Source organism: Heyndrickxia sp. FSL W8-0496 (assembly GCF_038007825.1).
In the GTDB taxonomy this organism is placed as follows: Bacteria; Bacillota; Bacilli; order Bacillales; family Bacillaceae_C; genus Heyndrickxia; species Heyndrickxia oleronia.
On the sequence record NZ_JBBOXX010000001.1, the window covers coordinates 3309615 to 3336610 of the forward strand.

The following is a 26996-nucleotide window of genomic DNA, read 5'->3' on the forward strand; positions in this document are numbered from 1 at the left end:
ATGAGGAGCTGTTTTTCTAGGTGTAAATATTTATTGGATTTTTATAGAATCTTTTATCATTTATAAAAAATTAATATAAAGAGGAAGAGAACATGTTACAACGTTTTATAGAATTAGGTGAAGGATACTCAGATATTTATGAACTTATCGAATTAGCTAATGCTAATCAACATCGTTTAGCACATTTAATGGCGTTACACACAACAATTGAAGAAAAACCTATGACTTCGCTTGTTGTTGTTCTTCAGCCTACAGATCCAGGAGAGTTTCAGGCACTATATATTTGCCGTGAGGGCATTCCAAATCCACATATATTGCCAAATAAACGTTTTGATTTATTTAATCAGATTGCTGAGAAATTAGGCAAACAAATAATCGAAATTGAAGTCAAAAATTCGCGCGAATTCGCTGAAAATGCTTTATTTTATCAATATTTGATTGGAATCCTTAGACTCAATCACTATATTCCACCGATGCAATAAGTCCTTGTAATTCTTCAAGAAAGACTGTTTTTGTATAGTTTATTACTAGGTGTAAAAAATTCATCGATTCTTATGGAGTTTGCAGTACTTTTCTAAGGAAAATGAAAAGTGTAGTGGTCTTCAGACGATAGTTATTTGTTATAACTTTCTTTAAATAGCAACAATGTTTAAGAAAAGAGCCTAAATAAATAAAAAAAGGTTGGTGCTTCACCAACCTTCTTGTATTATAATCCAATTTTATAATCATACTCTTTTGCCTTATCTGGTTTTGAATTTTCATATTCTGTTTTTAAGAATGGCTTCCAGGAAAGATCTACTTTTCGTACAAATGGCATTGAAGAAAACTTTTCCTGCAATTCTTCAATTTCTTGTCGATCACAATAGAGAACAACGTATTTCATTCTTTTTGAAACATAATGAACATTTCCAAACCTTCTCAGAGTCTTTGCATGTTTTAAATTATAAAGCCAAATAATTAAGCTTTGTCTTTCATTAAACATATTTTATCCCCTTAATCCCTCATTCACATCATTTTAACATATTTTGCATATCTCTATCAATGTCAGAATCTTTTTTGCAAATAAACTCTGTATTGGTTACTAACTTTATGCAGAACAACTACAACCTCCGCCAGAACCACATCCACCTGAACATGAAGAACCGGCATCGAAAAAAGGATTACCTGTTGGCACCTTAATATGAGGAGACACAGATTTCCCAACAATTACACTAATTTGGTCTAGAATATCCTGTAATGCATTTTCCGCCTTACGAAATGCAGCAACGTTTTCATCTAGATCCATTTCCCGCTTTGCTTCACGTGTCCTGATGTTGATTGTTTTATAATCCGGATGATATCGACCAAATCTTTGTACCTCTGAGTATAAATCTTTCATCTTAACAAATTCTTTTATTTTTTTCTGTGTCTGTAGATCATTGTTTAATTTTAAAAAGCTCTTTCTATATTCATCTGCAGCTTCAGATTGTAGCACCATTTCGGCTAACTTCTGCGCTTCAGTAATTATTTGTAATCTTTCCATAGTTGCAAGCAAAAAGCTCACCTCCAACTTTTATTTTACCATGTTTTCAGTGAGCATGCGAATGGTTGACTCTAATCACCAAGCAAATATTAAATATTAAATCGTTACATAGAATTCTTTTGATAATCCATGACTTTTATTATTTAACTTAACCACTTCAATTTTAATATGATGTACGCCCTTGGATAGTCCCTTCATGACAAATGCAGCTGTATAGTACTCCCCATGTAAGGCACCATCTACATAAACTTTTATTTTTCCACGTTCAACGTTTTTATTCATACCTGAAAATGAGATGCTTGGTACCATACACTCTACAAAGACATCAGAGCCTTGAATTACATGTTTTATGGTAGTTTTGGGATTGGACTGTACTACTTTATTGTTCTCAGAGGCCTCAGCATTATAAGACTCTGGTTTTGGTATAGTTTGTCTACATCCACTCAATACAATGAGAATAAGTATTAAACAAATTAGACCACGCATGATTATCACTCCTTATCATTAGCATCTGCTAAACAAGGATTTTTACTCAAAAAAATACACATTTTTTAATGAAAAATGTGCGACAATTTGTACTATGTATGGCCCTCTTCTACATTTAGATCCATATATTTTCCCAACACCATCATCCAGGTCTAAAGTTAATTAACGAAAAGGAATTATTAATAATAAGGCTCTTTTCTTAAACTTTTTGCTATTTAGATAAGGTTTTGACTAGAAAATATTAGTTAAAAACCTCAACTCTCCTCATCTTCATGAGAAAACTTCATAGTTACGCCCAGAGCCTTGGTTAGATGTAATAGTCGGCAGTAAGGCTTTACAAAAGCAACACATTAAACGAAAAGAGCCTAAATAAATTATTTTTGTGAATATAGCCCTTGTAACATCCCCATCATCATTGATGCCATTTGAAGATTGCTTGAAAGTTTCTCGACACGCTGAGGTATGGTCTTTTCAAAAAAATGTAAGGAAGCAATTTCAAATTTTTTAATTTCCTCAGGATTTCTTGTCAACTTTCTATACCAAGCTGGTTGATTCCTCAAAAACTCTTTTAAATCATTTTTTGAATAAATATAATCAATTATTTCCTTTCTCATTTATCATCGCCTCCCTCAATCTTTTCGGAAAGAAAATGGATTTTGAGTAGTATTTTGTGTAGTATTTACACTTGAATTTTGTCCTTGAAATTGGGAAAGTACCCCTTGAACGGAGGCGATTACTTGGCTCAAATTATTTAAGTGATTTTGCATCTGATTAGCATCAACCTTTTGTATAATGTTCCCAATTTGATTCATCCATCCTCCACTTTTTGTGTCTTTTTTATTCGCTGTAGAATCTAAAGTTTCATTCCCTTCACTTTGAAATTTTTCCCAGTATGGATCTTCTTCTCCAAGTAGATACCATTCTTCATAAAGTTCTTGCAAGGTATGATTTCCATTCCTGACATCTTGGATAATTTTTGGATGGGTTTTCACAAAGGCTTTAAATTTCTCAACTGAAGGGTGAAGTTTACTATTCCCCATAATCATTCACCTCATATATGATAAAGCTAACGATATATAACATGTTTTGGATGAAGAGGTTTCCTTCAACATAACAACTATTTACTTAAAATAATCAATGGTTTTTTGCCTATCCATTAATAGAATATGATTGATTCAAAAAAAGGTGAGTATGTTTTCACTATTGATTTTATTTGATAAGATAAAAGAAATACTAAGAATAGTAAAATAATTCACAAAGAGGGATAACAACATGAAGGAAAACTTACTTGCTTTATTTAATGAATGTCTTCAAAATGCAAATGAGGATGATCTAAAGGTTATGTATCAGCTATTAAATGGAGTCAAACGCAAACAGGAAAAGGTTAATTATACTTTTATTGACGGAATCCTACATATGGATCGAGATATAAGTGACCAAAAGTGTGAGATTACCATCCCAATTAGTGCTCTAACTGAAAATTCTTTACAAATTGTACATGGCGGGGTAACGGCTACTATTTTGGATACAGCAATGGGTACATTAGCCAATAGTCTTTTACCTACCGGGTATGGTGCTGTTACATCCAACCTTTCAATCTATTATATTGCACCTGGAATAGGAGAATCTTTAAGAGCATCCGCTGAAGTTATACACAAAGGGACAAAAACTCTAGTCATTGAAGGTTCAGTTCATCGAAATGATGGAAAGAAAATCGCTCATTGTTCAGGAACTTTTTTTATTATAAAAAAATAACAAAAAGGTTTTTTCTTTCTCCGCTACTTCTGTAATACCCTTATTAAAATTTTGCAATTATTTTCAGCTGTATAATAAAGTATATGATGTACAAAAAAGAGTGGTCAAAAAATGCGTTTTTGAAGTAAAAAACCTTGTATAACCTCTACATGTAGAGTTATACAAGGTCCAATAACAAGCAGGTTTATTTTTCCCAGCTTTTCTCTATAAAATTTTGTGTATAATATTTCTGATAAACCCCAACCCCTATGTGTGTAAATTTACTTTCAAGTAATGATTCCCTATGCCCCTCCGAATTAAGCCAACCTTCAACAGCTGATGGTCCATCCATGTATTGTGCAGCGATATTCTCGCCTGCTAGTTGATAAAACACTTGTTCAGAATCTAAGCGTTTCTTTAAGTCACCATATTTAGGAGATTCATGTGAAAAATACTTTTCAGAGAACATATCCTTGCTATGTTTATACGCAACATCAGCAGTTTTTTGATCCCATTCTAATTTATTTAATCCAAACCGTTCACGAATAATATTAGTAAGATCAAAGATTTGTTTTTCACTTCCCAATTCAATTGGACGCCATTTCGAATCAACAATTGGCATAGGATCTACTAAGCGTCCACGGTAGCTCATTTCATAGGGACGTTGTTTAATCAAGGTTTCTTTGTCCATAAAACGAACACTGGATAGTGTTCCTTTAAATTTATCAAAAGATAATTGGGCATAAATAGATCCTAATTGTACTAATGGTCGAATATTTAAATCCTCTTCAGTGAGTTCAAAACGATAAGTACCTTCTTCATATTGAACAGTAATATCTGTATCCAAGAAGATATTTTGATAAATTTTTTGTATGTTTTCTCCTATAGAAAATGGTGTTATATCATTATCTTTTCCGATAGCGTAAATGGTTACAATTTTCCCTTTATACACTCCTACCTGGAAATATGACTCACCTGTATTATAAATCCACCATTCATAATCATATGCGGACGGATCTTTTCTTATAGGCTCACCGTATTTTTTAATAATTTTGTTTGAAGATTCACCAATATAAGTAGATATACCTACTTTTGGCCTTTCATATCCTTGCTTTAATTCAGAACGTGAATTTTTGGCTTGTTCATTATCCATAGGGGTTTCTTTATTAATATTGCTATCAAGAATAACACTTTCATTGTCAGGTTTTAAATGGAAATATAGACTTAATATAAATATAATAACGAGAATGATAAAAACTTTAAAAAGTGTACGCAGATCCGCCCCTCCTTCTAAATATTCTGGATATTCCAAGGAATATACATTATATGAATTTATATTAAAAGTATCTCTACTATTTTATTTGTTTTTATTGAATAAATCTTTATTACTATACTTATTATAGCATTTATACTTTATGAATGGTTAGAAAAAAAGAATAGTGGGAATACATAACTATTTCTGTTATTGATTATAAAAATATATAAACGTTTCATCCTTCTTTTTCTATAAACCATTCATGAATTTATTTCATACGCACATAATATGACTAACGGATTCTTCAAATTTGAACGTATTGATAATCACTGATAATTCACAATGTATTCATTGCAAGAAAGATTATTTTAGACTATTATTAAACATGAGAGAATTTGGCTATTTTTTATTTTTGTTCTTTTTAGCATTAGGAGGGAAATAAGAGATGAACTTCGAGAACATCGGGATTCAATTATTTAAAGCAGATTTAAACAGACTAGATGATATTATGAAAAAATATGGTATGATCCGTGCAGAGCAGTGGGATTACGAACGTGTTTCTTATGATCGTAAATTTATCATAAGAGAAGGAACATATTATCTTCGTGTACAAGCCTATGCAGTTGAAGGCGATGTTGATACGTTTGATGCACATATGCAATTAATGACACCTATTTTAGGTAAACATTATTACCCACATGGGGTTGAGTATGGCGATGACGAGGTATATCCATCACATCTTGTTAAGCAATGTGAAGAATTACTAAATTCATTGAAGAAAGAGATAGAAGCATTTGCGGAATAAGAAAGAAAGAGTGCAGAGAAGATTATCTGCACTCTTTTTACTTTTATAAACATGGAATTTTCCCCATAAATATTAAAGAGCATTCTCTATTCCAAAAAAACTTTAATAAAGAATGGTTTAAAATCCTAAAATTGCTTTTATTACTGAGGTAGTTTCCCCTCCATGATAAAAAACATAAAGTAGAAGATAGACTACAACGCCGGTAATCGCAGTAAGAAACCAAATAATACTTGTAATAGGCCCTAACTTGCGATGGAACGAAATACGATCCTTATAACCGCTCCATAAAGAAATAATTCCAAGAACTGCGCCTATAGTTGCAAGACTGATATGAAAAATTAAAAATACTGTATAATATATTTTTAAATTATCTGGGCCACCAAATGAAGTGTTTCCAATAAAAATAGTTCTTGATGAGTAAATAAGAAAAAATACTACTGCAAAAATAGCAGCGATTGTCATTGCTCTCATATGTTGATCTATTTTTTTCTTTCTAATTAAATTCCATCCAATGGCAACAAATATGGCACTAATAACAATACACGAAGTACTTATAGTAGGTAACACAGGAACTGACATAGTTTCTCCCCTCAAAAGAAAATAATTAAGTTAAAATTTTATTCCGTTGGTTGCGGATGTTGTTCCATCATTGCTCGTTGCGTAAACTCTTCCGCTTCTATTTGATCCTTTTTGAACCATTCATAAAAAATTCTTGCAAGGACAAATCCATAAATAACCTCTTGAACAAGTTTCATAATAATGGCACCCAATTGTTGATCCTCTGTTACTGGAAGCGTAGAGAATAATTCTGGTCCACTTAAATTTAAACCTGCTAATGTATCTGTAGGTACACAAAGTGTCATAGCCTGCAGCCATACTGCCCCATTCGAATAGGTTTCATATAACGGTTTTCCCGCAAATATAAGTATTCCACAGGCAGGTGTTAGCAATATTGCACTAGCAAATAGGTAACCTACCCGCTTAATTCCACTCAACTGTGTTTGATCAGGTAGACTATTTAATAATGGCCACCACATAAACAATGCAAAAATGAATAATAGCATTGTATACCCACCATGCAATGTTTCACTCATCTTAATTGTGTCAAATATAAATGGTATGTGATAAAAAGAGAATAAAACATTAAATAGAACGACAGCTAAAATGGGCTTTGTAAAAAAACGAAAGATTGGTTTAATAACTGGTAACTTTAAAAATGCCTCCCATAGCCAATTAGGTATACTTAACATCAATAATGGAGTCATGATAATCAATAAAATTGACATTTGAACCATATGATAGGTGAACATAATATGAGCTAATAAATCAATAGGCGATCCCTTCACAAGATAAAGAAGGATCATTGAAATTATAAAATAAATGGCTTGCTTTTTGGTTAATGGTTCACTATTTTTAAAATCTTTTCGCCATTTTATTGTTATCAGAAAATATAAAACCGTCATAAATAATATTGTAATCATAAAAAATGGACTCCATAGCGCTTGAAAACCAAATATACTTATAGGCAAATGCCTTCACCTCTTTTTTCCCTTGTACGCTAATTATAGAGTACTACCATACAAGTTTTTTATCTTTCATCCTTCATTATACTTTTGTCCTAACTAATGTTCAATCTTGCCAGATGACAAGTTATTGACAGTTTTTTATTAGAAAACTTGTCCATGCAACTTTACTATTAAAATAAAGGACTGTTTTTATATTTTTTTTGCTTTTATAAAAGAACTACTGTGCCTTTATTCAATTTCTTATACAGGAGACGCTCTTTTCATAGTGGAATGAAAGACTTATCAATTTAATTATTAGTCAAACGTTTAATAAATAAGCCCTTATAAAAGAGAATCCTATTCATTTCTAAAAAAATTTTTTATCGACTAGTACCGAAACGAGGATCAGACTATTTCTGAACCCGATCGCTAAATTAAAAAATCCAGTCTTTCGACTGGATTTTTTTCTTACCACCAAATAATCGTGAAAAATGTTAACAGAGTTAAAAATCCCACTAATGCACCAGAATACATGAATAGCTGTGGAGCTTCATGACCTTTATGGCTCATATGCATGAAGTAATATAGTTGAAATATTACTTGCACAACAGCCAACAATAATATAAATGGAATGATAAACCATTTTGATAAATCCGCAGCTACTGCACCAAAAGCTATTAGTGTTAGTAATATCATTAAGATAAATGAGATTACTTGATACTTCATTTCCTCTGCATTCTTTCTGCGACGATATTCATAATCTACACGAGGGTTACCGGAATTTAATTGTTCATTTGTCATATTCTTATCCCACCATTCCCATTAAGTATACGACTGTGAAAATGAATACCCACACAACGTCAATAAAATGCCAGTATAAACTTGCAACGTAAAACTTTGGAGCGTTGTATAGACTTAAACCACGACCTGCATTACGAATCATTAATGACAAGATCCAACATAATCCAAAAGCAACGTGGGCACCGTGGAAACCAACTAATGTATAGAAGGCAGATCCAAATGCACTGCTTGTAAATGTATGACCGAATTCATGAACATAATGATTGAATTCATAAATCTCTAATCCTAAGAATGCAGCACCTAAGATAACTGTTACAAGTAACCATGCTTGCATCTTCTTAAAGCTATAGTTTTTCATATGATACATTGCATATACACTGGTAATTGAACTTGTCAATAACAGCATTGTAGCAATAAATGATAATGGTAATTCAAATAGGTCTTTCGCATGTGCCATTGAAGGATCTGGTACTTTATCCTTTAAGGCAATATATGTTGCAAAAAGGGAAGCGAATAATACAGTTTCGCCGCCAAGAAATAACCAGAATCCTAAAAATTTATTTTTCCCTTCGAGGGTAGCTTTTTCAGGTGCTTCAGGCCATGTTTTTGGTGTGAATTTTTCTTCAACATGCATTTACGCCTTAACCCCCTTATCGTTATCATCTTCAATTAATTCTTCTTTATGAATGTGGAATCCATGATCATCTTTAAGAGATCGAATGAGCATAGAGCCTAATGCTATAGCTAAACCAATAACTAAAACTGGAATTCCCCAAGTATTACCTTCGTCACGATGATGCATAGCACCAAAGGCAGCGATGAATAACCCAAAAGAAATAAATACTGGTAATATAGATCCATTTGGCATATGGATATCACCAAGTGGTTCAGCAGGTGTTAATTCTTTTTTACCTTCCATTTTTTCAATCCACCATGTATCAACTCCACGCACTAATGGAAGTTGTTTAAAGTTATAGAAAGGTGGTGGTGATGGGAGTGCCCACTCAAGTGTACGTCCATCTCCCCATGGATCGTTGCCAACTTTTTTATTACGTACAGATGTAATGACAATATTGATTAACATGACAATTACACCAAAGGCCATGAAAGCAGCCCCAATAGAACTGATTAAGTTTCCTGTATCTAAACCTTGATTCGGAAGGAACTTCCAAATACGACGTGGCATACCCATTAATCCTAAGAAATGTTGGATAAAGAATGTTAAATGGAATCCAATTAAGAATGTCCAGAATGTTATTTTTCCTAGTGCCTCATTTAACATCGTACCAAACATTTTTGGCCAATAGAATTGAGTACCTGCGATTAGAGCAAATACAACACCACCAACAATAACATAGTGGAAGTGAGCTACTACGAAATAAGTATCATGATATTGATAATCTGCTGGCGCTGCTGCTAGCATTACACCTGTTACCCCACCCATTAGGAATGAAGGGATAAACGCTGCAGCCCATAACATTGGAGTTGTAAATTTAATATTACCGCCCCACATAGTTAATAACCAGTTAAAGATTTTCATCCCTGTTGGAATCGCAATCGTCATTGTTGCAACAGCGAAGATTGCATTGGCTACCTCACCAAGACCAACCGTAAACATATGGTGAGCCCAAACCATGAATCCAAGGAATCCGATTAGGACCGTTGCAAAGACCATTGATGAGTATCCGAACAATCTTTTTCTTGAAAATACAGCAAAGATTTCCGAGAAAATACCAAACGCTGGTAAGATTAAGATATAAACTTCTGGGTGTCCAAAAATCCAGAATAAATGTTCCCAAATAATCGTGTTACCTCCACCGGCAACCTCAAAGAATTGTGCCCCAAACATCCGGTCAAAAGTTAACATAAACATTCCAACTGTTAATGGAGGGAATGCGAAAAGAATTAATGCAGATGTAACAAATGTTGTCCAAGTAAACATCGGCATACGCATATAAGTCATACCTGGCGCACGCATATTAATGATGGTAACTAAAAAGTTAATTCCCCCCATTAATGTACCAAAACCAGAAATCTGTAATCCTAATGCATAAAAGTCTACACCATGTCCAGGTGATTCAAGTGAAAGTGATGCATATGAAGTCCAACCTGCATCAGGAGCGCCACCTAAAAACCAAGATAAGTTTAAGAAAAGTCCCCCAAAGAAGAATAACCAAAAACCTAAAGAATTGATAAATGGAAACGCAACGTCACGCGCACCAATCTGTAACGGCATGACAGCATTCATAAATGCAAATACAAGTGGCATCGCCGCTAAGAATATCATTGTTGTTCCATGCATGGTAAGAACTTCGTTATATAGGCCTGCACTTACAAAATTACTATCAGGAAATGCAAGCTGAATACGAATAATCAATGCCTCAATACCACCGATTAAAAAGAACAATCCCCCAGCAATCAAATAAAGAATTGCAATCTTTTTATGGTCTACCGTTGTTAAGTAGTCCCAAATGACAGCACCAAAGCCTCTTTTCTGAGCTTTACTACTCACAGTTAAACCTCCCTTTATGCCTTAATAACCAATTAATGTTGCACTTTTAAACCCATTAAATAATCTGCTAAAGCATCTAAATCTTGTTCATTTAGCTTATCTTTAAAAGCAGGCATTTCATTACCAGGTTTATATGCCTGTGGGTCTTTAATCCATTTTTTTACATTTTCTTTATTATGATCTAAAATACCTGCAACACGTTCACGTTCACCAAATGTTGTTAAATTTGGAGCTAGACGTGCTGTTTCAGGAGTACCGTTGTCTGGTGAAATAGCGTGACAACTAATACAGTTTTTCTTAAATATTTCTTGTCCTTGTTCTTCAGAAGCTGTTGTTGGTTGTACTCCATCCTTACCAACGTTCTTCATATCTTTAACCCATTGTGAAAAATCAGCTTGAGACATCGTTTTTACTTTAAAGTCCATTAAAGCATGTGATGGTCCGCAAAGCTCAGCACATTTTCCATAAAAAAGATTTCCTGCTTCTTCAGCTTTTTTGCTGTCAAACTTTAACCAAAATTTATTAATGTTATCAACATTCGTATCCATTTTCCCACCAACTGCTGGAATCCAGAATGAATGTTTTACATCAGAAGATTTTAATGAAAAATAAACTTTTTGATCTGTTGGAACAACTAAATCTTGGCTCGTTACAATTCCTTGGCCTGGGTACTCAAATTCCCACCAATAAAGGTTAGAACGGACATTGATTACAAGCTCTTTCGGATTGCCATCTTTGTCTTTTTTCTCCATTGCCTTTGTATCACCAAAATTAAATGTTGCTGCAACTGTTGGAACAGCTAGAATAACCAATAAGATAATTGGAATAACTGTCCATACAATTTCAAGAACGTGGTTACCTTCAACTTGTTTTGGAATCATGTTCTCTTTTTCTTTTGTACGTCGGAAACGAATGATAGCTGTTAAGAAAATTACTACAACTACTAAAATTACAAGTACCATTATACTTACGCTCAAAATCATTAAATCGAATTGCTTCTGAGCAACTTCACCGGCTGGCTTCAATGTTGATAAGAATGGCTCACCACAGCCGGAAAGAGCAAGCGCCAATACAGCAAGAACTGAGACAAGACGCCATTTTTTCAGCCATTGTTTCATAGCTTAATCAAACCCCACTTTCATTTTATGTCTTTTAGTAACAAGGACTGTTATATATGTGGACTTCTTAAAATAAAGAAAGAATTCCCAAAGTTAAATGACGGTAACGATTACCATTGCTACAAATAAGATGGTTAGATAGTTTAAAGAATAGACAAACATTATTTTTGCCCACTTCAAATCATCTTTCATTTTAAACCCTGCAATTCCCATCACTAGCCACCCGATATTAAATGCAGTTGCTAAAATAACAAATGCTATACCAAGAGGCATGAGGAAAAATGGTAATGGTAGTAAACACGCTACCCAAAATACAATATGGCGTTTAGTCACTTCAAATCCTTTAACAACCGGTAGCATTGGAATGTTTGCTGCTCTATATTCCTCGCAACGTTTCATTGCTAATGCATAAAAATGTGGAGGCTGCCAGATAAACATCATTAAAAAGAGTACCCATGCCATGATATCCAAATTGGGATCTACAGCTGCCCAACCAATAAGTGGCGGTACTGCACCAGAAATGCTACCAACTATTGTATTACTTACATATAAGCGTTTTGACCACATGGAGTAAAGAACTACATAACTAAATATTCCTATAATACCTATAACTCCTGCAGTTATCGATGTAAAAAATAATAGAATAGTTCCAACAGTAATGAAGGATAAACCAATAGTTAAGACTTTCGCTCCACTCATTTTACCAGTTACTGTCGGTCTGGATTTGGTTCGACTCATAATAGGATCAATGTCACGATCAATATAGTTATTAATACTACAAGATCCAGCTATTATTAGTGCAGAACCCAGCAATGTGAGAATTACTGTATCTAAAGACTGTAAAAAATGTTGATTGGTTACTACTAAAGCTAACCACATACCCGTAAACGTTGTGATTAAATTTGAATTGACAATTCCAATTTTAATTAAAGATAAAAAATCTTTTAATGCTGTTGTTTCTGCAACACCGGAGCTGTCAATTTCGATAACTCGACTGTTCGACATACTTCCCCCCCCTTTCTCTACAGCATTGATCCTCGCTATGTACTAGCAATAAACTTTTAACTAAGTGACTTTGTAAACAACATATATAATATTACTATAAAACAAATTTCCTTGTATTTCTATATTTCAACAAATTTTCGCTAATTGTTCACGATTACTATTATTATGTATAAAAGTAATATTATATATGTCATGATTCTAGTCAAAGTTTACCACAAACTACATAAAAATAGACTTTATGGTTGATAATCCCCCACCCTTTTTTAATCCATCAACTTCATATTAAAACATATCCGAGCCGATTTTTGTGACATTTTTCCAACGCTTTTATGTCTAAAATGTGTCTATTTCTACTCACGCTTCCTTATTATAAATATACTCTTAGCAGATTGTCCATGTAATTAACTCAAAAATACTTTTTTACTAGTAAAGGTCCATGAATTGTAACATTTTATCGGTTGTCTTTTTAGCAGTAATTATGTACTATCATTAAGTGAATCAATTTTATTAATCATTCATTTGCATAGATAAATAATATAGAATGACAATTAGAAGAAGGTGAATAGATTGCATCGAGGATTAAGATGGCTCGCGACCTTAACGTCTCTCGGTATGCTCTTCGTTCTTATTGGCGGGGCATTAGTAACCAAAACTGGTTCTGAGATGGGATGTGGTAGATCGTGGCCATTATGTCATGGGCAGGTTATTCCGAGCCATATTACAATAGAAACAGTTATTGAACTTGCCCATCGTTTAGTATCAGGTGGTGTAGGAATTCTATTACTCATATTATCAATTTGGGCATGGAAAACAATTGGACATAAAAGGGAAACAAAATTTCTAGTAATTTTATCTCTTTTCTTTTTAATTTTACAAGCACTAGTAGGGGCTGCAGCAGTTGTATGGGGACAATCTGACTTTGTATTGGCACTGCATTTCGGAATATCACTTATTTCTTTTGCCTCTGTATTTTTATTGACCTTACTCATTTTTGAAGTGGATCAAAAATTCGATGCTTCAAGTATCATTATTGATAAACGAATGAAATTTCATACGATTGCTGTCACAATCTATAGTTATATGGTTGTATACACTGGGGCTCTTGTTCGCCATACTCATTCAAGTTTAGTTTGCAGGGATTGGCCATTTTGCTTAAACGATTCTATTGGATTACCAACCAACTTACATCAATGGATTCAAATGGGACATCGTTTAGCTGCAGGGATTATCTTTCTATGGATTGCTTATATTACTTATTTAAGTATTAAACACTACAAAGATCAGGTAGTCATTTATAGAGGATGGATTATTGCATTTATTTTAGTCTGTTTACAAGTAATTGCAGGAGCTCTAGTTATCTTCACGAGATTGAATCTATATATTGCACTTGCACATGCATTATTTATTTCTTGTTTATTTGGACTTTTAAGCTATTTCATATTATTAATAGGTAGAAGTAATAGTAATTCAAAACAAACTAAATAATCATAAAAAAGGTGGCCCATTCTCGGCCACCTTTCCTATTATTCTCTATTCAGTTCAATTAATAAATCATTTGTTTGAATAGCTTCACCATTTTGAACGTAAATTTCTTTGACTACACCTGTAAACGGTGCTTGAACAGTTGTTTCCATTTTCATTGCCTCTGTTATCATTAAATGATCACCTTGATTGACTCTATCCCCTTTATCAACCATTAGTTTAATGACCGTTCCTGGCATCGTTGCACCAATATGTTGTTCATTTTTCGAATCTGCCTTTACTTTATTTGCAACAGCAGATTTAATACTCTCATCCTTAATGATCACTTCTCGTGGTTGACCATTTAATTCAAAATAAACAACTCTAGTCCCATCAACACGTGGTTGACCAATAGAGACTAATTGAACAAATAAGGTTTTTCCTTTTTCAATTTCAACTTCTATTTCTTCACCGAGCGTCATTCCATATAGAAAAGTTGGTGTATCAATCACTGAAATATTACCAAATTGTTGCGTGACTTTTTCATATTCTAAAAATACCTTTGGATATAATGCATAGGACAATGTGTCATATTCAGATGCTTCCCTACCTATTTCTTTAGATAGTTTTTCTTTTAGTTCGAGTAAATCTACATTCTCCATTAATTCACCAGGGCGAACAGTGATAGGTTTACGATCTTTTAGAATCACTTTTTGCAATTCTTTAGGGAAACCTCCAACAGGCTGACCTAAATAACCCTGGAAAAATTCGACGACAGAATCTGGAAAATCTATCTTCAATCCTCGAGAAAGAACTTCATTTTCAGTTAATTCATTTTGAACCATAAATAATGCCATATCTCCTACAACCTTTGAAGAAGGAGTTACTTTGACGATATCACCAAACATGCGATTCACTATTTGATACATTTCCTTTACTTCATCCCAACGTTCACCAAGTCCAACTGCTTTCGCTTGTTGTTGTAGATTACTATATTGTCCGCCAGGCATTTCATGACGATAAACTTCAGTATGAGGGGAATTCATACCACTTTCGAATCCACTGTAATATTTTCTTACATCCTCCCAATAATAATTAAGTTTATCTATGGAATCGATATTTATATTTGGTTTTCTTTCCGTACCTTCTAATGCATAAACGAGACCATTTAAGCTCGGCTGTGACGTTAGTCCTGACATCGAATTAAGTGCTACATCAACAATATCAACACCAGCTTCTATAGCTTTAGCATATGTGTATAATCCATTACCACTCGTATCGTGTGTATGTAAATGGATTGGAAGATCCGTTGTATCTTTTAATTCAGAAATTAATCGATAAGCTGCTTGAGGTTTTAAGAGACCTGCCATATCTTTTATAGCAAGTATATGTGCCCCTAAGCTCTCTAATTCCTTTGCGAGGTCTTTATAGTATTGTATGCTATACTTTGGTCTCATAGGATCATTTATATCCCCAGTATAGCAAATAGCAGCCTCGGCAATTTTTCCTGTTTGTCTTACTTCATCAATTGCTACTTCCATTGCTTTTACCCAATTGAGGCTATCAAAAATTCTAAAAACATCTATACCTAAATTTGCAGATAAGCGGATAAATTCACGGATGATATTATCAGGATAATTTTTGTAACCAACTGCATTTGATCCTCTAAATAGCATTTGAAATAAGACATTAGGGATTTGTTCCCTTAATTTAATCAATCTCTCCCATGGGTCTTCTTTTAAGAAGCGATAGGCTACATCAAATGTCGCGCCACCCCACATCTCTAATGAAAATAACTCAGGTAGTAATTTGGATGTTTGCTCAGCGATTTTCTGAATATCATGTGTTCTTACCCTTGTCGCTAATAAAGACTGATGAGCATCCCTGAAAGTTGTATCAGTTAAAAGTACCTCATCTTTTGATTTAATCCATTTTATTAAACCATCTGCACCACTTTGGTCCAGGATTTGCTTTGTTCCCGAATTAGCTTTCTCAATATGATTAATTTTTGGTACTCTACTTTTTTCAAAATTTGGTTTTTCGCGCTTTTCTAACCCTGGAAAACCATTAATGGTCACATTTCCTATATAGCTAAGCATTTTAGTACCGCGGTCACGGCTAACTGGAAATTCAAATAATTCTGGAGTCGTATCGATAAAGGAAGTATCATACTCACCAGTAATAAACTTTTTATGTTTTATTACATTAATAAGGAATGGAATATTTGTTTTAATCCCCCTTATTCTGAATTCCTTCAAATTTCTAACCATTTTTGCTGCCGCTTGATCAAAAGACATAGCAGAGGTCGAAAGTTTAACTAATAAAGAATCGTAGTACGGTGTAATAACTGCTCCTTGAAAACCATTCCCAGCATCTAATCGTACACCGAATCCACCACCAGAACGGTAAGCCATAATCTTGCCAGTATCCGGCATGAAGTGATTTAATGGGTCCTCTGTTGTTACCCTGGATTGGATGGCAAAGCCGTTAATTTTAATTTCTTCTTGGTTAGGTATACTAACTTTATCACTATGTAGTGAATGGCCCTCTGCAATCATTATTTGAGATTGGACAATATCTACGCCTGTTATCATTTCAGTAATCGTATGTTCTACCTGTACACGAGGATTAACCTCAATAAAATAAAATTGATCACCAGAAACCAAAAATTCTACAGTTCCTGCATTAACATAATTGACTTTTTTCATTAAATGGACCGCGGCTTGACAAATTTTTTCGCGTAATTGATCAGAAAGTGAAACACATGGGGCAACTTCTACAACTTTTTGATGTCGCCTTTGTACCGAACAGTCTCTTTCAAATAAGTGAACAATATTCCCTTCGTCATCACCTAATATTTGCACTTCAATATGTTTTGGGTTTTTTATAAACTTTTCAACATACACTTCATCATTTCCAAATGCAGCCTTCGCTTCAGATTTAGCACGAGAATATGCCTCTTCTACTTCTCCTGCATGATTGACTATCCTCATTCCGCGTCCACCGCCCCCTAGGGAGGCCTTAATAATAATCGGATAGCCATAAGACTCACCAAATTCTTGAACCTCACCTAGAGTATGAACAGGACCATCACTACCTGGAATTACTGGTATTTTTGCTAGTAGCGCTTGCTCCTTTGCTTTTACCTTGTCACCAAACATATCAAGATGATGGTTTTTTGGACCAATGAATGTGATCCCTTCCTCTTTACATCGAATGGCGAATTGGATATTCTCAGATAAAAACCCGTAGCCTGGATGAATTGCATCTACACCAGCATTTTTTGCTATTTCTAAAATCCCCTCTATATCTAAATAGGCATCAATTGGTTTTTTTCCTTCACCAACCAAGTATGCCTCATCCGCTTTAAATCGATGATAGGAACCTGAATCTTCCTTCGAATAAATCGCAACCGTCCGAATATTAAGTTCAGTACATGCGCGAAATACACGAATAGCAATTTCTCCTCTATTCGCTACTAATACTTTTTCTATCTTTTTCATTATTGATCTCTCCCCTTTGTATGATCATCCTGATGGGCATTAATTTTGTTAATGAACCTTAAATCCTCGATGATTTATACTTGTCTTCTGCATAGTTGTGTGTTCCTGTTTCTTTTTATATTTTTCCTCATATTTAACAAACATAGATACATTAACTAACACACCAAGTGAAGCTGATAAAAGTAATAATGAAGATCCACCATAACTTATTAATGGTAAAGGTACACCTGTAATAGGGATTATTCCAGACACCCCTCCCAAATTAATAAATGCTTGAATACCAACCATACTTGATATTCCAATAGAAAGTAAGCTGCCAAAAGGATCCCTACATTTGACGCCAATATATATTCCTCTTAAAACTAGATAAGACAGGCCTAATAAAACAAAAGCTACACCAAAAATGCCTAACTCCTCAGCAATAATCGCCATTATAAAATCTGTATGAGGTTCTGGTAGATAACCTAGCTTCTGAACGCTTTGACCGAGTCCTAATCCTTTAATTCCCCCAGTACCTAATGCTAGATAAGAATTATATAATTGAAAGCCTTCACCTGCCTTAGTACCAAAAGGATCCATAAACCCAGTAAAACGACCTATTCGAGTCTCCGAAAAAATTTGATCTTTCTTTAAGAAAATTACTGGAGAAAGAATAAGAACGACAAGAAGTCCTAAACCAAATAGCTTCATCATCGTTTTCAACTTCATCCCCGAACAAAGGATAATTGTTAAGCCAATAGCGAAGATAATACTAGCTGTACCTAAATCCGGTTGTATCGCTATAAGAAAACAAACAAATATTAAAAATAAAAGTGGTGGAATAACTCCTTTATTAAATTGATCAATATAAGATTGTTTCTTAGCATACACTGCTGATAAATAAATAATGACACTTAATTTTACAAATTCTGATGGTTGAATAGAGCTTGTCCCTAATCTAAACCAACTCTGTGCATTATTAGATACATGTCCGAAAACAAATATACCTGCAAGACCAATTATCGAAACTAGCATCATCAAGCCTAGAAATTTATTACTTTTATACATTTTATAGGGCAAGAAAGCCGTTATAAAAAATGCAATGAATGATAGAATTAGGCTTTTTACTTGTTTAACATAAAAATAGTTGCTTTCAAAATTATATCTTTGCACAGCTACAACCATACTAGCACTATAAATCATCACTAAACCAAATAAACAAAGAAGTATGTACACGATGACAATGGAATAGTCATAAGACTTTAAGATTTTTTTTAACATATTACCCTTCCAATCCTTTAGTCTATTAAAGGTATTCTTCAAAATATTTTTATTTCCTGCTAGAAAATAGCATTATTTTATTTCCAATTTATTCATTAAACATATGTTGTCCCCTCTTCTAATTTCAATAAAACTCATTTCATTCATCATTCTAATTGATAAAAATACTAAACAAATATTCTCTTTACCAATGGCTGTTTTCGTATAGTTTGTTACTTTTGTAAAAGATTCAGCAATTCGTATAAAGTTTGTAGCTCTTTTCTCAGTGAAAGAAAAGGTGTAACGGTCTTCAGCACATAGTTATTTATTTAAACTTTACATAAATAGCAACAATGTGTGGGAATAGAGCCTTTCCAATTTACTAACTAACAACTAAGTTAAAGTAAAGTGCCTCTACAAAAAAACTCAAACAATTTCTGTGAACTGTTTGAGTTTTTTATTTTAGCTGTTTGAACAAGATAGTTTTACATGTGATTTATCATTTGAGTAAAATGCCCCTACTCTATATTCATCAATAAGATAAATACAATGTATGTTTAGCCATTTATTTATTTTTTAGTGGAAGCATCATGTAGAGCGGTCAATTCTCTTTCTAATGAATCTAAAAGTTCCTTACCATCCTTTTCGTCCACTAAGCCTAATCGAACTGCAAAATCTATTTCACGGGATAGTCCAAACATTTGTGTATCCAATACTTCTTCATATAATGGACATTGGGGCATCGTTAAATTATCCATTTGGACTTTTATTAGGCGCAAAATTTTTTCTGCGTCTATCTTTAGAAGAGAATAGGCTTTTTCCCGGTGATCCATTTTAATTTCAGACGCCACGTTGATCCCCCCATTATTCGTACAATACAAAAGACAATCTTATCTAAAAATTTTACTCTGAAAACCAAGAAAATGCAAGGGAAACGTCTAGAATTTATTTTATTCAATCTATTTTACAAAAGGCGGAAAAATAAAAAATGTTCATGTGACAATCTATTATTTTAAGGGTATAATTTTCATAGTGTAAGGAGGCGGAAGAATTGATTATTCCAATTAAAGGGAAAGTTAAATTTCCTATTACTTTAGATGCTGGAACTTGGATTTTTGATGACCGAAAAATTGATCTGACCACATACTTCGATACCAATCAATCAGAAGTTGATGATAATGAGGAGTATACCAAAAATGTCGGACGGTTTTTTGATCGCGAAATAAAGGAAGGGGCTATATCCCCACCCACACTAAAGTCTGAACGTAAGTTTTTAAAGCAAAAACTTTTAACAGGTACATTCGGAATTCGTTTCGAACCTTTTTTAAAAAATGCAGAGCCGTTAAAAGAGGCGAAGCTTTTAGTACTGGAAACCGATTCAGATGATGTTCAAATTCCGTTAGAAGATGCTTACCAGCTTATATTAGCATTCTCAAAAGAGGGAAAAGCGTTAAAAGACGATGGACCAATCCATGTTATTTTTAGTGATGGTTCCAATCGAAATAACCCGATTAAATTTGTAAAAGGTTTTAGAGTAGAATAATGCAAAACCAAGCAGTAAAATGGTTTGCTAATCATTCTACTGCTTGGTTAGATGAATACATACTTAGCAGCAAATCTAATATTACTATTTTTTATTGGATCCATACAAAAGCTTGCTAGTTCAATACTATTTGGGTTAAGAAAATCAATTGGTTTCTAAAGTAAATCAGCAGCAAGCTGAGCTAATCCGGATCTTTCTCCTTTTAAAAGTTGAATATGCCCTGCAACTTTTTGATCTTTAAATTTTTCTAGAACATAGGTCAGCCCATTATTGTATTCATCTAAATAAGGGTGGTCTATTTGTTCAGGATCCCCCATTAATACGATTTTACTCTTTTCTCCTACACGTGTTAATATCGTTTTTACTTCGTGCTTTGTTAAATTCTGTGCTTCATCAATAATAATATATTGTTCAGGTATACTCCTCCCTCGAATATAAGTTAACGCTTCAACCTCGATGGAGCCCATCCCTGCTAAAATCGCCTCTAACTCACCCGGCTTTTTCGTATTAAATAAATATTCAAGATTATCAAAGATCGGTTGCATCCATGGTCGAAGTTTCTCTTGCTTCTCTCCAGGTAAATATCCTAAATCCTTTCCTACAGGAACAATTGGCCTTGCAACAAGAAGCTTTTTATATGAATGTAGATCCTCTGTCTGCATTAACCCTGCAGCTAAGGCAAGAAGTGTTTTTCCCGTCCCTGCTTTTCCTGTCATCGTTACTAAGGGGATATCTTGTCTAAATAGTAGTTCCATCGCCATCGTCTGCCCTACATTCCGTGGCTTTATTCCCCAAATTGATTCTTGATTATATACTAATTTTTTCACCATTTTTCCCGTTTCATCGACAATTCCTATAGCAGATGCCGAGCTACCTAATGCATCTTTAATTATTAAAAATTGGTTTGGATAAAAAGGATGATGAGTGATTTCTGATAATTTGATTTCACCTTTTTCATAAAATAAATTCAATAATTCTTTATCTAAATAGATTTCTAATAGACCTGTATAAATATGATCAATTTCAACGACACGATCATTTAGAAAATCCTCCGCCTGCAATCCCAATGCATCAGCCTTTACCCTGACTAATGCGTCTTTACTCACTAATATTACAGGTCTGCCACTTTCCTTTGTCCCCTCCTCAATAGCTAAATTTTTTGCAACAGCTAATATTCGATTATCATTCGTCTTTTCAATAAAAATATCTTGCAATTGTTGAAATGATCGATGATTCAATTCAATTCTTAGAATTCCACCATTTTCAAGGGGGATTTTTTCATGGAGCTTTCCCGCTTTTCTAAAGCTGTCAATCAATTTGGAAACTTGTCTTGCATTTCGCCCGATTTCATCCATATATCTTTTTTTGGAATCAACCTCTTCAAGCACTACTGCAGGAATTACGATTTCATTATCCTCAAAAGAAAATATGGAGTTCGGATCTTGTAACAAGACATTTGTATCTAGTACGTATATTTTCTTCAAATTGATGCCTCCTGCTCCTTATTGGATTATTCTATAATATGATTTTTTTCCTCATCCGGTTCAGGTGAAGAGGATGGACATTGCTAAAATATATGTCCAAATGTATAAAGATAGAAGAAAATTGCACACTAAAATTAAAAGTGGAGGTGTGGCAAATTGAAAAAAGCATTTTTAGTAGGACTTACAATAATATTTATGACTGCATGTGCAAATCATGAAATGGGGCAAAATAATAATCAAAACAATAATAGAAATAGTGCTAGACCAATATCTGTTAAAGACAGTAATATTAAATCAGTTGATCGAAAAACAGGGCAAGATATTTCAAGAAGACTTGTAAAACTAGCTACAAGTGTTCCTAAAGTGAAGGATGCAACTGCTGTGGTTTTCGGCAATTATGCGATTGTAGGAATTGATGTAGATGATAATATTGACCGTTCTCAAGTGGGATCAATCAAGTATTCAGTCGCGGAAAGTTTAAAACATGATCCATATGGTGCACAAGCAATTGTTGTAGCTGACCCGGATTTCACCGCAAGATTAAAAGAGATTGGACAAGACATTCAGTCAGGCAAGCCAGGGCAAGGCATACTAAATGAGCTTGCAGATATTGTTGGAAGAGTTATGCCTGAAATACCGAAAAATCTTGTTCAGCCAGAATCTCCTCAGAACGGAACAGAAAAACCTAAACAAAATTTAAATAAACAAAATGAAAAACAACTTAATAAACAACAAGAGAAGCAATCCAATTATCAAAAATAATGGCTCCTTTCTCAAATTTAGTTGCTATCTAAGTAAAGAATTCATTAATCACTATCGGTAGTAGACTGTTAAATCTTTTTAATCCACTTAATAAGAGCGGCAAACTCCATTAGACCGCTGAATCATTTATTGGATTGAAAAGCTGACAGTTATACTTTTACAATAGGAACAAATTACACGAAGGCAGCCCAAATAATAAACGGAAAAATTTTCAGACATTCACTTACATGATATACTAATTAAAATAGAATTTGAGGTGTGTTAGTGAATGAAAGTGAAATGTATACTCTGTGAAAAGCTTGAAACTATTGATGATGATTCAATTGTAGCTAAACGGTTGAGAAATAGACCTATTCACACCTATATGTGTGACGAATGCCATGATCGTATAACTAGAAAAACAAACGAAAGACTTCGATTAAAGAAAGTAACAGATGAAGACGAAAACATTTTATAAGAACTTTGCAGACTTGTATTTTCTTGCATAAAAAAATCCACCTAATGGTGGATTTTTTTATGCATCGTTTGATGCTTCTTCTTTTTTAAAATTATGTCGTCGAATTCTATAGATGATTAAAATTAAAGCAGCAACTACTAATCCTTCTGTAATTGGAAGGAATATAGCCAAAAACGTGAGTACTGTACATCCTAACACTAAAAATAGATACACCATTGCTGATTTTAGCAAAGGAAGTTTTTGAGCAAAACCTAATTTAAAGACAAGTATACATAAGGCAACAATGGTTAAATAAAGCATCCACATTCCTAATTTAGGAAATTCATCTACTCTATATAAACCAGCAAAAAAGGAAAGATGTTCTTGCACATTGATTTCAGACACCTTACACTCCCCTTTATAAAATTAATTTACTTCTGCATGTTTCAATTTCTTAGCGGCTTTTTCACGCTCATTTTTGTTTAAGATTTTTTTGCGTAAGCGGATGGATTCCGGTGTAACTTCACAATATTCATCATCATTTAGGTATTCAAGGGCCTCTTCTAAAGACATTTTTCTTGGTTTCTTAATAACCGATGTTTGATCCTTAGTAGCTGAACGGACATTGGTCGCATGCTTAACCTTCGTAATATTTACGGTAATGTCATTCTCACGAGTATTTTCTCCAACAATCATACCTTCGTAAATTTCAGTTCCAGGTTCAACAAAGATTGTTCCTCTATCCTCTACCTGCATAATTCCGTATGTGGACGCTTTTCCAGTTTCCATTGAAACTAGAACACCTTGGTGTCTTCCACCTACACGTCCAGGTTGCATTGGTTGGTAGCTATCAAACGTATGATTGATAATTCCATAACCACGTGTTAATGTCATGAAATCTGTTGTATAACCAATTAAACCACGAGCTGGGACATTAAAGATTAATCTAACCTGGCCATTTCCATTATTGATCATATCTAACATTTCACCTTTGCGTGAACCAAGAGATTCAATGATTCCACCAACATGCTCTTCAGGGATATCAATTTGCACTCTTTCAATTGGTTCACATTTCACACCATCAATTTCTTTAATAATGACTGTTGGCTTAGAAACCTGAAGTTCAAAACCCTCACGACGCATGTTTTCAATTAAAATAGATAGATGTAGCTCTCCACGACCTGAAACAATCCATGCATCAGGAGAATCAGTATTTTCTACTCTTAAGCTTACATCTGTTTGAAGTTGAGAACGAAGACGCTCTTCAATTTTCCTAGCAGTAATATACTTTCCTTCACGACCAGCAAATGGGCTATTATTAACAATAAATGTCATTTGTAGAGTTGGTTCGTCAATTCGTAATGGTTGTAACGGCTCTTGATGGTCAATCGGACATACTGTTTCCCCAACATTGATATCTTCCATTCCAGAAACAGCAATAAGATCTCCTGCATAGGCTTCTTGAATTTCTTGGCGCTTCAATCCAAAGAATCCAAATATTTTAGTTACCCTAAATTGCTTAACAGTTCCATCCAGTTTCATTAATGCTACTTGTTGTCCTACATGCATCGTACCTCGAAAGACACGTCCAATTCCAATTCTACCAACATAATCATTATAATCAAGTAGAGCTACTTGAAATTGTAGAGGTTCTTCTCTCGTATCTGCCGGCGCAGGTATATGATCTATGATTGTATCAAATAAGACCTGCATGTTTTCATCTTGTTTTGTAGGATCGACACTAGCTGTTCCATTAATACCAGATGCATAAATAACAGGAAATTCTAATTGATCCTCATTAGCATCTAATTCAATAAATAATTCGATAACCTCATCTACTACTTCCTCTGGGCGAGCAAAATCACGGTCAATTTTATTTACAACGACAATTGGTGTTAAATTCTGTTCTAGTGCTTTTTTCAACACAAAACGTGTTTGTGGCATACATCCTTCATATGCATCCACTACTAGAAGAACCCCATCTACCATTTTCATAATACGTTCCACTTCGCCACCAAAATCAGCATGTCCTGGCGTATCCATTATGTTAATTTTGATATCTTTATATTGAATAGCGGTATTTTTCGCTAAGATGGTTATACCTCTTTCACGTTCAATATCATTTGAATCCATCGCACGTTCAGCAACTTGTTCATTTGTGCGGAATGTACCTGACTGCTTTAATAGCTGATCTACGAGAGTTGTTTTCCCATGGTCAACGTGTGCGATTATAGCTATATTTCGTAAATCTTCTCTTATTTTCAAAAGTTGTTCCTCCTGCCTTTAAGACCGACTAAAGTTAGTATACCAATAACTTATGTATTATATCATAATTAATAATAAATCGCCAAATACATAGTTATCCAATCTTCTTTGCTAAAATCGACATTTTCAAGTAAAATAATAAAAGAATGTAACCATGGAGGCAATTGTGATGAAAGACATTAAGTGGATTTTCGTACTTTTTGCTGCAGCAGCTGCTGCATCTATGATTGGAATTGGGGTAGCAATCGGTGAAAAAAGTCTCATTGGTATTGTATTATGCATTATTGCACTGATACTCATAATGGGATTCGGATTTAAAACAAAAGCTAAAATGAGACAAGAAGGTCGGTTATAACATCTAAAGAGGGATCCCGAAAATTCGGGATCCCTCTTTAGTCATTTGAGGTATTAAAGTAGTTTGTTAAAATTTCATTGTGAAGTGCCTTATTACTTACAAAAACCGTACTACTTTCTAATAAATTTAATGTTTCACCTTTGACTGTTGTAACTACTCCACCAAGTTCCTCAATCAATAACTTGCCTGCAGCAAAATCCCAAGGAGAAAGTCTCATTGCAATATACGCATCTAATCTACCTGTGGCAACATAGGCAAACTCTAGAGAAGCAGCACCTAAAGATCTTGTTGCACGTGAATCTCTTACTAGATTGTGTAAATTTCCAACAGGAATATGTCTATTTGAAATAATCCAAGAAGAATTAATACCAATGATAGCATTCTCAACTTTTGTTACTTCTAAATGGGGAATTGGTTGTCCATTAAAAAATGCTCCTTTGCCTGCTTCAACGAAATATAATTCATCTTGTACCACATCATAGATATAGCCGAATTTTCCTTTTCCGTTTTCATATATACCAATTGAAATAGCAAAATTGCGCTGTTGATGAACAAAATTGACCGTTCCATCAATCGGATCAATAATCCAAATAATTCCATCTTCCTGATTAATATCTTTCCCATGTCCTTCTTCTCCGACAATTCGATGATTTGGAAAATGTTTCATAATATTATTCACTAAAAATAACTCTGTCTCTTTATCAATATTGGTAACAAGATCATTCCGATCCGATTTTGTCTGTATATTTAAAGTTTGATTAAAAGAATCTAAAATATTTTCCCTTGCTTCTTTTAACCATTGTCTAACATATGTATCAATTTGTATCCAATCAGTCATGATCCAAGCCTCCATCACATGCTCATGTAACTCATAGCTTAAAGGAAAAATTTATGTAATTCAAGTAAATCACCTTATTATTGCAATAAATTTGCGCTCACAAAAACGAACCCCATCTGTTTGATCTGGAACAGGGAGTCCGCAATCAAAACTTACATTGCTTTCATTTTTAATAATTCGTCCCTAATTTTCATGAGCTTTTTCTTTGATGATTCCTTTTTTCTATCATTATTTTCTTGGATGGCTTCAAATAGGACAGCTAGCTCATAGTCCATTTCAAGTCGTAATACAGCTATACGTTGCTGATCAAATTTTTTCTTTTTTGATGTATTCATTACTTGCTTCATGAACGTCACATCCTTTCGAT

At 33.9% G+C, this 26996-nt stretch carries 29 protein-coding genes; 8 read left to right on the forward strand and 21 right to left on the reverse strand.

From position 1 onward, the window contains the following. Nucleotides 1–92 precede the first annotated feature (92 nt). Nucleotides 93–482, forward strand: a complete 390-nt coding sequence (locus NST63_RS16655) for a DUF7147 family protein (protein ID WP_212942080.1) — start codon at nt 93–95, stop codon at nt 480–482. Between the two features lie 224 nt (nt 483–706). On the opposite strand, the gene NST63_RS16660 is transcribed toward NST63_RS16655, so the two are convergent. From NST63_RS16660 to NST63_RS16680, 5 genes are all read right to left on the reverse strand, one after another. Continuing rightward, nucleotides 707–982: a YlbG family protein gene (locus NST63_RS16660; protein WP_058002528.1), complete on the reverse strand. Its 276-nt coding sequence runs from the start codon at nt 980–982 to the stop codon at nt 707–709. A gap of 105 nt (nt 983–1087) precedes the next feature. Next, the gene (locus NST63_RS16665; RefSeq protein WP_341043000.1) at nt 1088–1534 is read right to left on the reverse strand and encodes a YlbF family regulator; all 447 of its coding nucleotides are present in this window, start codon (nt 1532–1534) and stop codon (nt 1088–1090) included. 84 nt (nt 1535–1618) lie between these two features. Next, complete coding sequence (locus NST63_RS16670; protein WP_212942085.1) at nt 1619–2008, reverse strand: hypothetical protein; 390 nt, start codon at nt 2006–2008, stop codon at nt 1619–1621. Nucleotides 2009–2382: 374 nt separating this feature from the next. Continuing rightward, nucleotides 2383–2622: a YlbE-like family protein gene (locus tag NST63_RS16675; RefSeq protein WP_212942087.1), complete on the reverse strand. Its 240-nt coding sequence runs from the start codon at nt 2620–2622 to the stop codon at nt 2383–2385. Nucleotides 2623–2637: 15 nt separating this feature from the next. Continuing rightward, on the reverse strand, nt 2638–3048 hold the full coding sequence (locus NST63_RS16680; protein WP_341043003.1) for a YlbD family protein: 411 nt from the start codon (nt 3046–3048) through the stop codon (nt 2638–2640). Between the two features lie 232 nt (nt 3049–3280). Here NST63_RS16680 and NST63_RS16685 point away from each other — a divergent pair, with 232 nt between their 5' ends. Next, entirely contained in the window at nt 3281–3763 is a 483-nt protein-coding gene (locus NST63_RS16685) for a PaaI family thioesterase (protein ID WP_212942090.1), read from the forward strand. Nucleotides 3764–3947: 184 nt separating this feature from the next. On the opposite strand, the gene NST63_RS16690 is transcribed toward NST63_RS16685, so the two are convergent. Beyond that, complete coding sequence (locus tag NST63_RS16690; protein WP_373312612.1) at nt 3948–5018, reverse strand: CAP domain-containing protein; 1071 nt, start codon at nt 5016–5018, stop codon at nt 3948–3950. A 424-nt stretch (nt 5019–5442) separates the two neighbouring features. Here NST63_RS16690 and NST63_RS16695 point away from each other — a divergent pair, with 424 nt between their 5' ends. After that, a complete protein-coding gene (locus tag NST63_RS16695; protein ID WP_058002522.1) occupies nt 5443–5802 on the forward strand; it encodes a YugN family protein in 360 nt (119 codons plus the stop codon). Nucleotides 5803–5919: 117 nt separating this feature from the next. On the opposite strand, the gene NST63_RS16700 is transcribed toward NST63_RS16695, so the two are convergent. From NST63_RS16700 to cyoE, 7 genes are all read right to left on the reverse strand, one after another. Continuing rightward, nucleotides 5920–6381, reverse strand: a complete 462-nt coding sequence (locus tag NST63_RS16700; protein ID WP_071976611.1) for a DUF420 domain-containing protein — start codon at nt 6379–6381, stop codon at nt 5920–5922. Between the two features lie 38 nt (nt 6382–6419). After that, on the reverse strand, nt 6420–7331 hold the full coding sequence (gene ctaG, locus NST63_RS16705; protein WP_212942091.1) for a cytochrome c oxidase assembly factor CtaG: 912 nt from the start codon (nt 7329–7331) through the stop codon (nt 6420–6422). 444 nt (nt 7332–7775) lie between these two features. Beyond that, a complete protein-coding gene (gene ctaF, locus NST63_RS16710; protein WP_058002519.1) occupies nt 7776–8108 on the reverse strand; it encodes a cytochrome c oxidase subunit IVB in 333 nt (110 codons plus the stop codon). A 4-nt stretch (nt 8109–8112) separates the two neighbouring features. Then, a complete protein-coding gene (locus NST63_RS16715) occupies nt 8113–8742 on the reverse strand; it encodes a cytochrome (ubi)quinol oxidase subunit III (RefSeq protein ID WP_058002518.1) in 630 nt (209 codons plus the stop codon). Continuing rightward, a complete protein-coding gene (gene ctaD / locus NST63_RS16720; protein WP_058002517.1) occupies nt 8743–10620 on the reverse strand; it encodes a cytochrome c oxidase subunit I in 1878 nt (625 codons plus the stop codon). 32 nt (nt 10621–10652) lie between these two features. Then, on the reverse strand, nt 10653–11738 hold the full coding sequence (gene coxB / locus NST63_RS16725; RefSeq protein WP_058002516.1) for a cytochrome c oxidase subunit II: 1086 nt from the start codon (nt 11736–11738) through the stop codon (nt 10653–10655). Between the two features lie 93 nt (nt 11739–11831). Beyond that, nucleotides 11832–12743 (reverse strand): heme o synthase, encoded by a 912-nt coding sequence (cyoE, locus tag NST63_RS16730; RefSeq protein ID WP_058002515.1) that lies wholly within the window; start codon nt 12741–12743, stop codon nt 11832–11834. A 567-nt stretch (nt 12744–13310) separates the two neighbouring features. On the opposite strand from cyoE, the gene NST63_RS16735 reads away from it, so the two are divergent. Next, nucleotides 13311–14228: a COX15/CtaA family protein gene (locus NST63_RS16735; protein ID WP_071976606.1), complete on the forward strand. Its 918-nt coding sequence runs from the start codon at nt 13311–13313 to the stop codon at nt 14226–14228. A gap of 38 nt (nt 14229–14266) precedes the next feature. On the opposite strand, the gene pyc is transcribed toward NST63_RS16735, so the two are convergent. The 3 genes from pyc to NST63_RS16750 form a co-directional block, all read right to left on the reverse strand. Continuing rightward, complete coding sequence (gene pyc / locus NST63_RS16740; protein WP_341043006.1) at nt 14267–17707, reverse strand: pyruvate carboxylase; 3441 nt, start codon at nt 17705–17707, stop codon at nt 14267–14269. 48 nt (nt 17708–17755) lie between these two features. Beyond that, the gene (locus tag NST63_RS16745; RefSeq protein ID WP_078110203.1) at nt 17756–18967 is read right to left on the reverse strand and encodes an FtsW/RodA/SpoVE family cell cycle protein; all 1212 of its coding nucleotides are present in this window, start codon (nt 18965–18967) and stop codon (nt 17756–17758) included. Between the two features lie 548 nt (nt 18968–19515). Beyond that, nucleotides 19516–19797 carry a YlaN family protein gene (locus NST63_RS16750; protein ID WP_058002511.1) on the reverse strand — a complete coding sequence of 94 codons (282 nt, stop codon included), beginning with the start codon at nt 19795–19797 and terminating at the stop codon, nt 19516–19518. A gap of 200 nt (nt 19798–19997) precedes the next feature. Between NST63_RS16750 and NST63_RS16755 the strand changes: the two genes are divergently transcribed. Beyond that, nucleotides 19998–20489 (forward strand): hypothetical protein, encoded by a 492-nt coding sequence (locus NST63_RS16755; RefSeq protein ID WP_071976603.1) that lies wholly within the window; start codon nt 19998–20000, stop codon nt 20487–20489. Between the two features lie 155 nt (nt 20490–20644). Here the strand turns inward: NST63_RS16755 and NST63_RS16760 are convergent, their stop codons facing one another. Further along, complete coding sequence (locus tag NST63_RS16760; RefSeq protein ID WP_251337988.1) at nt 20645–21973, reverse strand: PhoH family protein; 1329 nt, start codon at nt 21971–21973, stop codon at nt 20645–20647. A 156-nt stretch (nt 21974–22129) separates the two neighbouring features. On the opposite strand from NST63_RS16760, the gene NST63_RS16765 reads away from it, so the two are divergent. Both NST63_RS16765 and NST63_RS16770 read left to right on the forward strand, forming a co-directional pair. Then, nucleotides 22130–22735 carry a YhcN/YlaJ family sporulation lipoprotein gene (locus NST63_RS16765; RefSeq protein WP_058002508.1) on the forward strand — a complete coding sequence of 202 codons (606 nt, stop codon included), beginning with the start codon at nt 22130–22132 and terminating at the stop codon, nt 22733–22735. Between the two features lie 268 nt (nt 22736–23003). Beyond that, entirely contained in the window at nt 23004–23192 is a 189-nt protein-coding gene (locus NST63_RS16770) for a YlaI family protein (RefSeq protein ID WP_058002507.1), read from the forward strand. Nucleotides 23193–23249: 57 nt separating this feature from the next. On the opposite strand, the gene NST63_RS16775 is transcribed toward NST63_RS16770, so the two are convergent. Both NST63_RS16775 and typA read right to left on the reverse strand, forming a co-directional pair. After that, nucleotides 23250–23567, reverse strand: a complete 318-nt coding sequence (locus NST63_RS16775) for a YlaH-like family protein (RefSeq protein ID WP_341044211.1) — start codon at nt 23565–23567, stop codon at nt 23250–23252. A gap of 30 nt (nt 23568–23597) precedes the next feature. Continuing rightward, complete coding sequence (typA, locus tag NST63_RS16780; protein WP_058002506.1) at nt 23598–25436, reverse strand: translational GTPase TypA; 1839 nt, start codon at nt 25434–25436, stop codon at nt 23598–23600. 169 nt (nt 25437–25605) lie between these two features. Between typA and NST63_RS16785 the strand changes: the two genes are divergently transcribed. Continuing rightward, the gene (locus tag NST63_RS16785) at nt 25606–25791 is read left to right on the forward strand and encodes a YlaF family protein (RefSeq protein WP_212942096.1); all 186 of its coding nucleotides are present in this window, start codon (nt 25606–25608) and stop codon (nt 25789–25791) included. A gap of 37 nt (nt 25792–25828) precedes the next feature. On the opposite strand, the gene NST63_RS16790 is transcribed toward NST63_RS16785, so the two are convergent. Together NST63_RS16790 and NST63_RS16795 are read right to left on the reverse strand one after the other, a co-directional pair. Beyond that, complete coding sequence (locus NST63_RS16790; RefSeq protein WP_058002504.1) at nt 25829–26629, reverse strand: inositol monophosphatase family protein; 801 nt, start codon at nt 26627–26629, stop codon at nt 25829–25831. Between the two features lie 152 nt (nt 26630–26781). Then, nucleotides 26782–26976 (reverse strand): hypothetical protein, encoded by a 195-nt coding sequence (locus NST63_RS16795; protein ID WP_058002503.1) that lies wholly within the window; start codon nt 26974–26976, stop codon nt 26782–26784. Between the last annotated feature and the right edge of the window lie 20 nt (nt 26977–26996).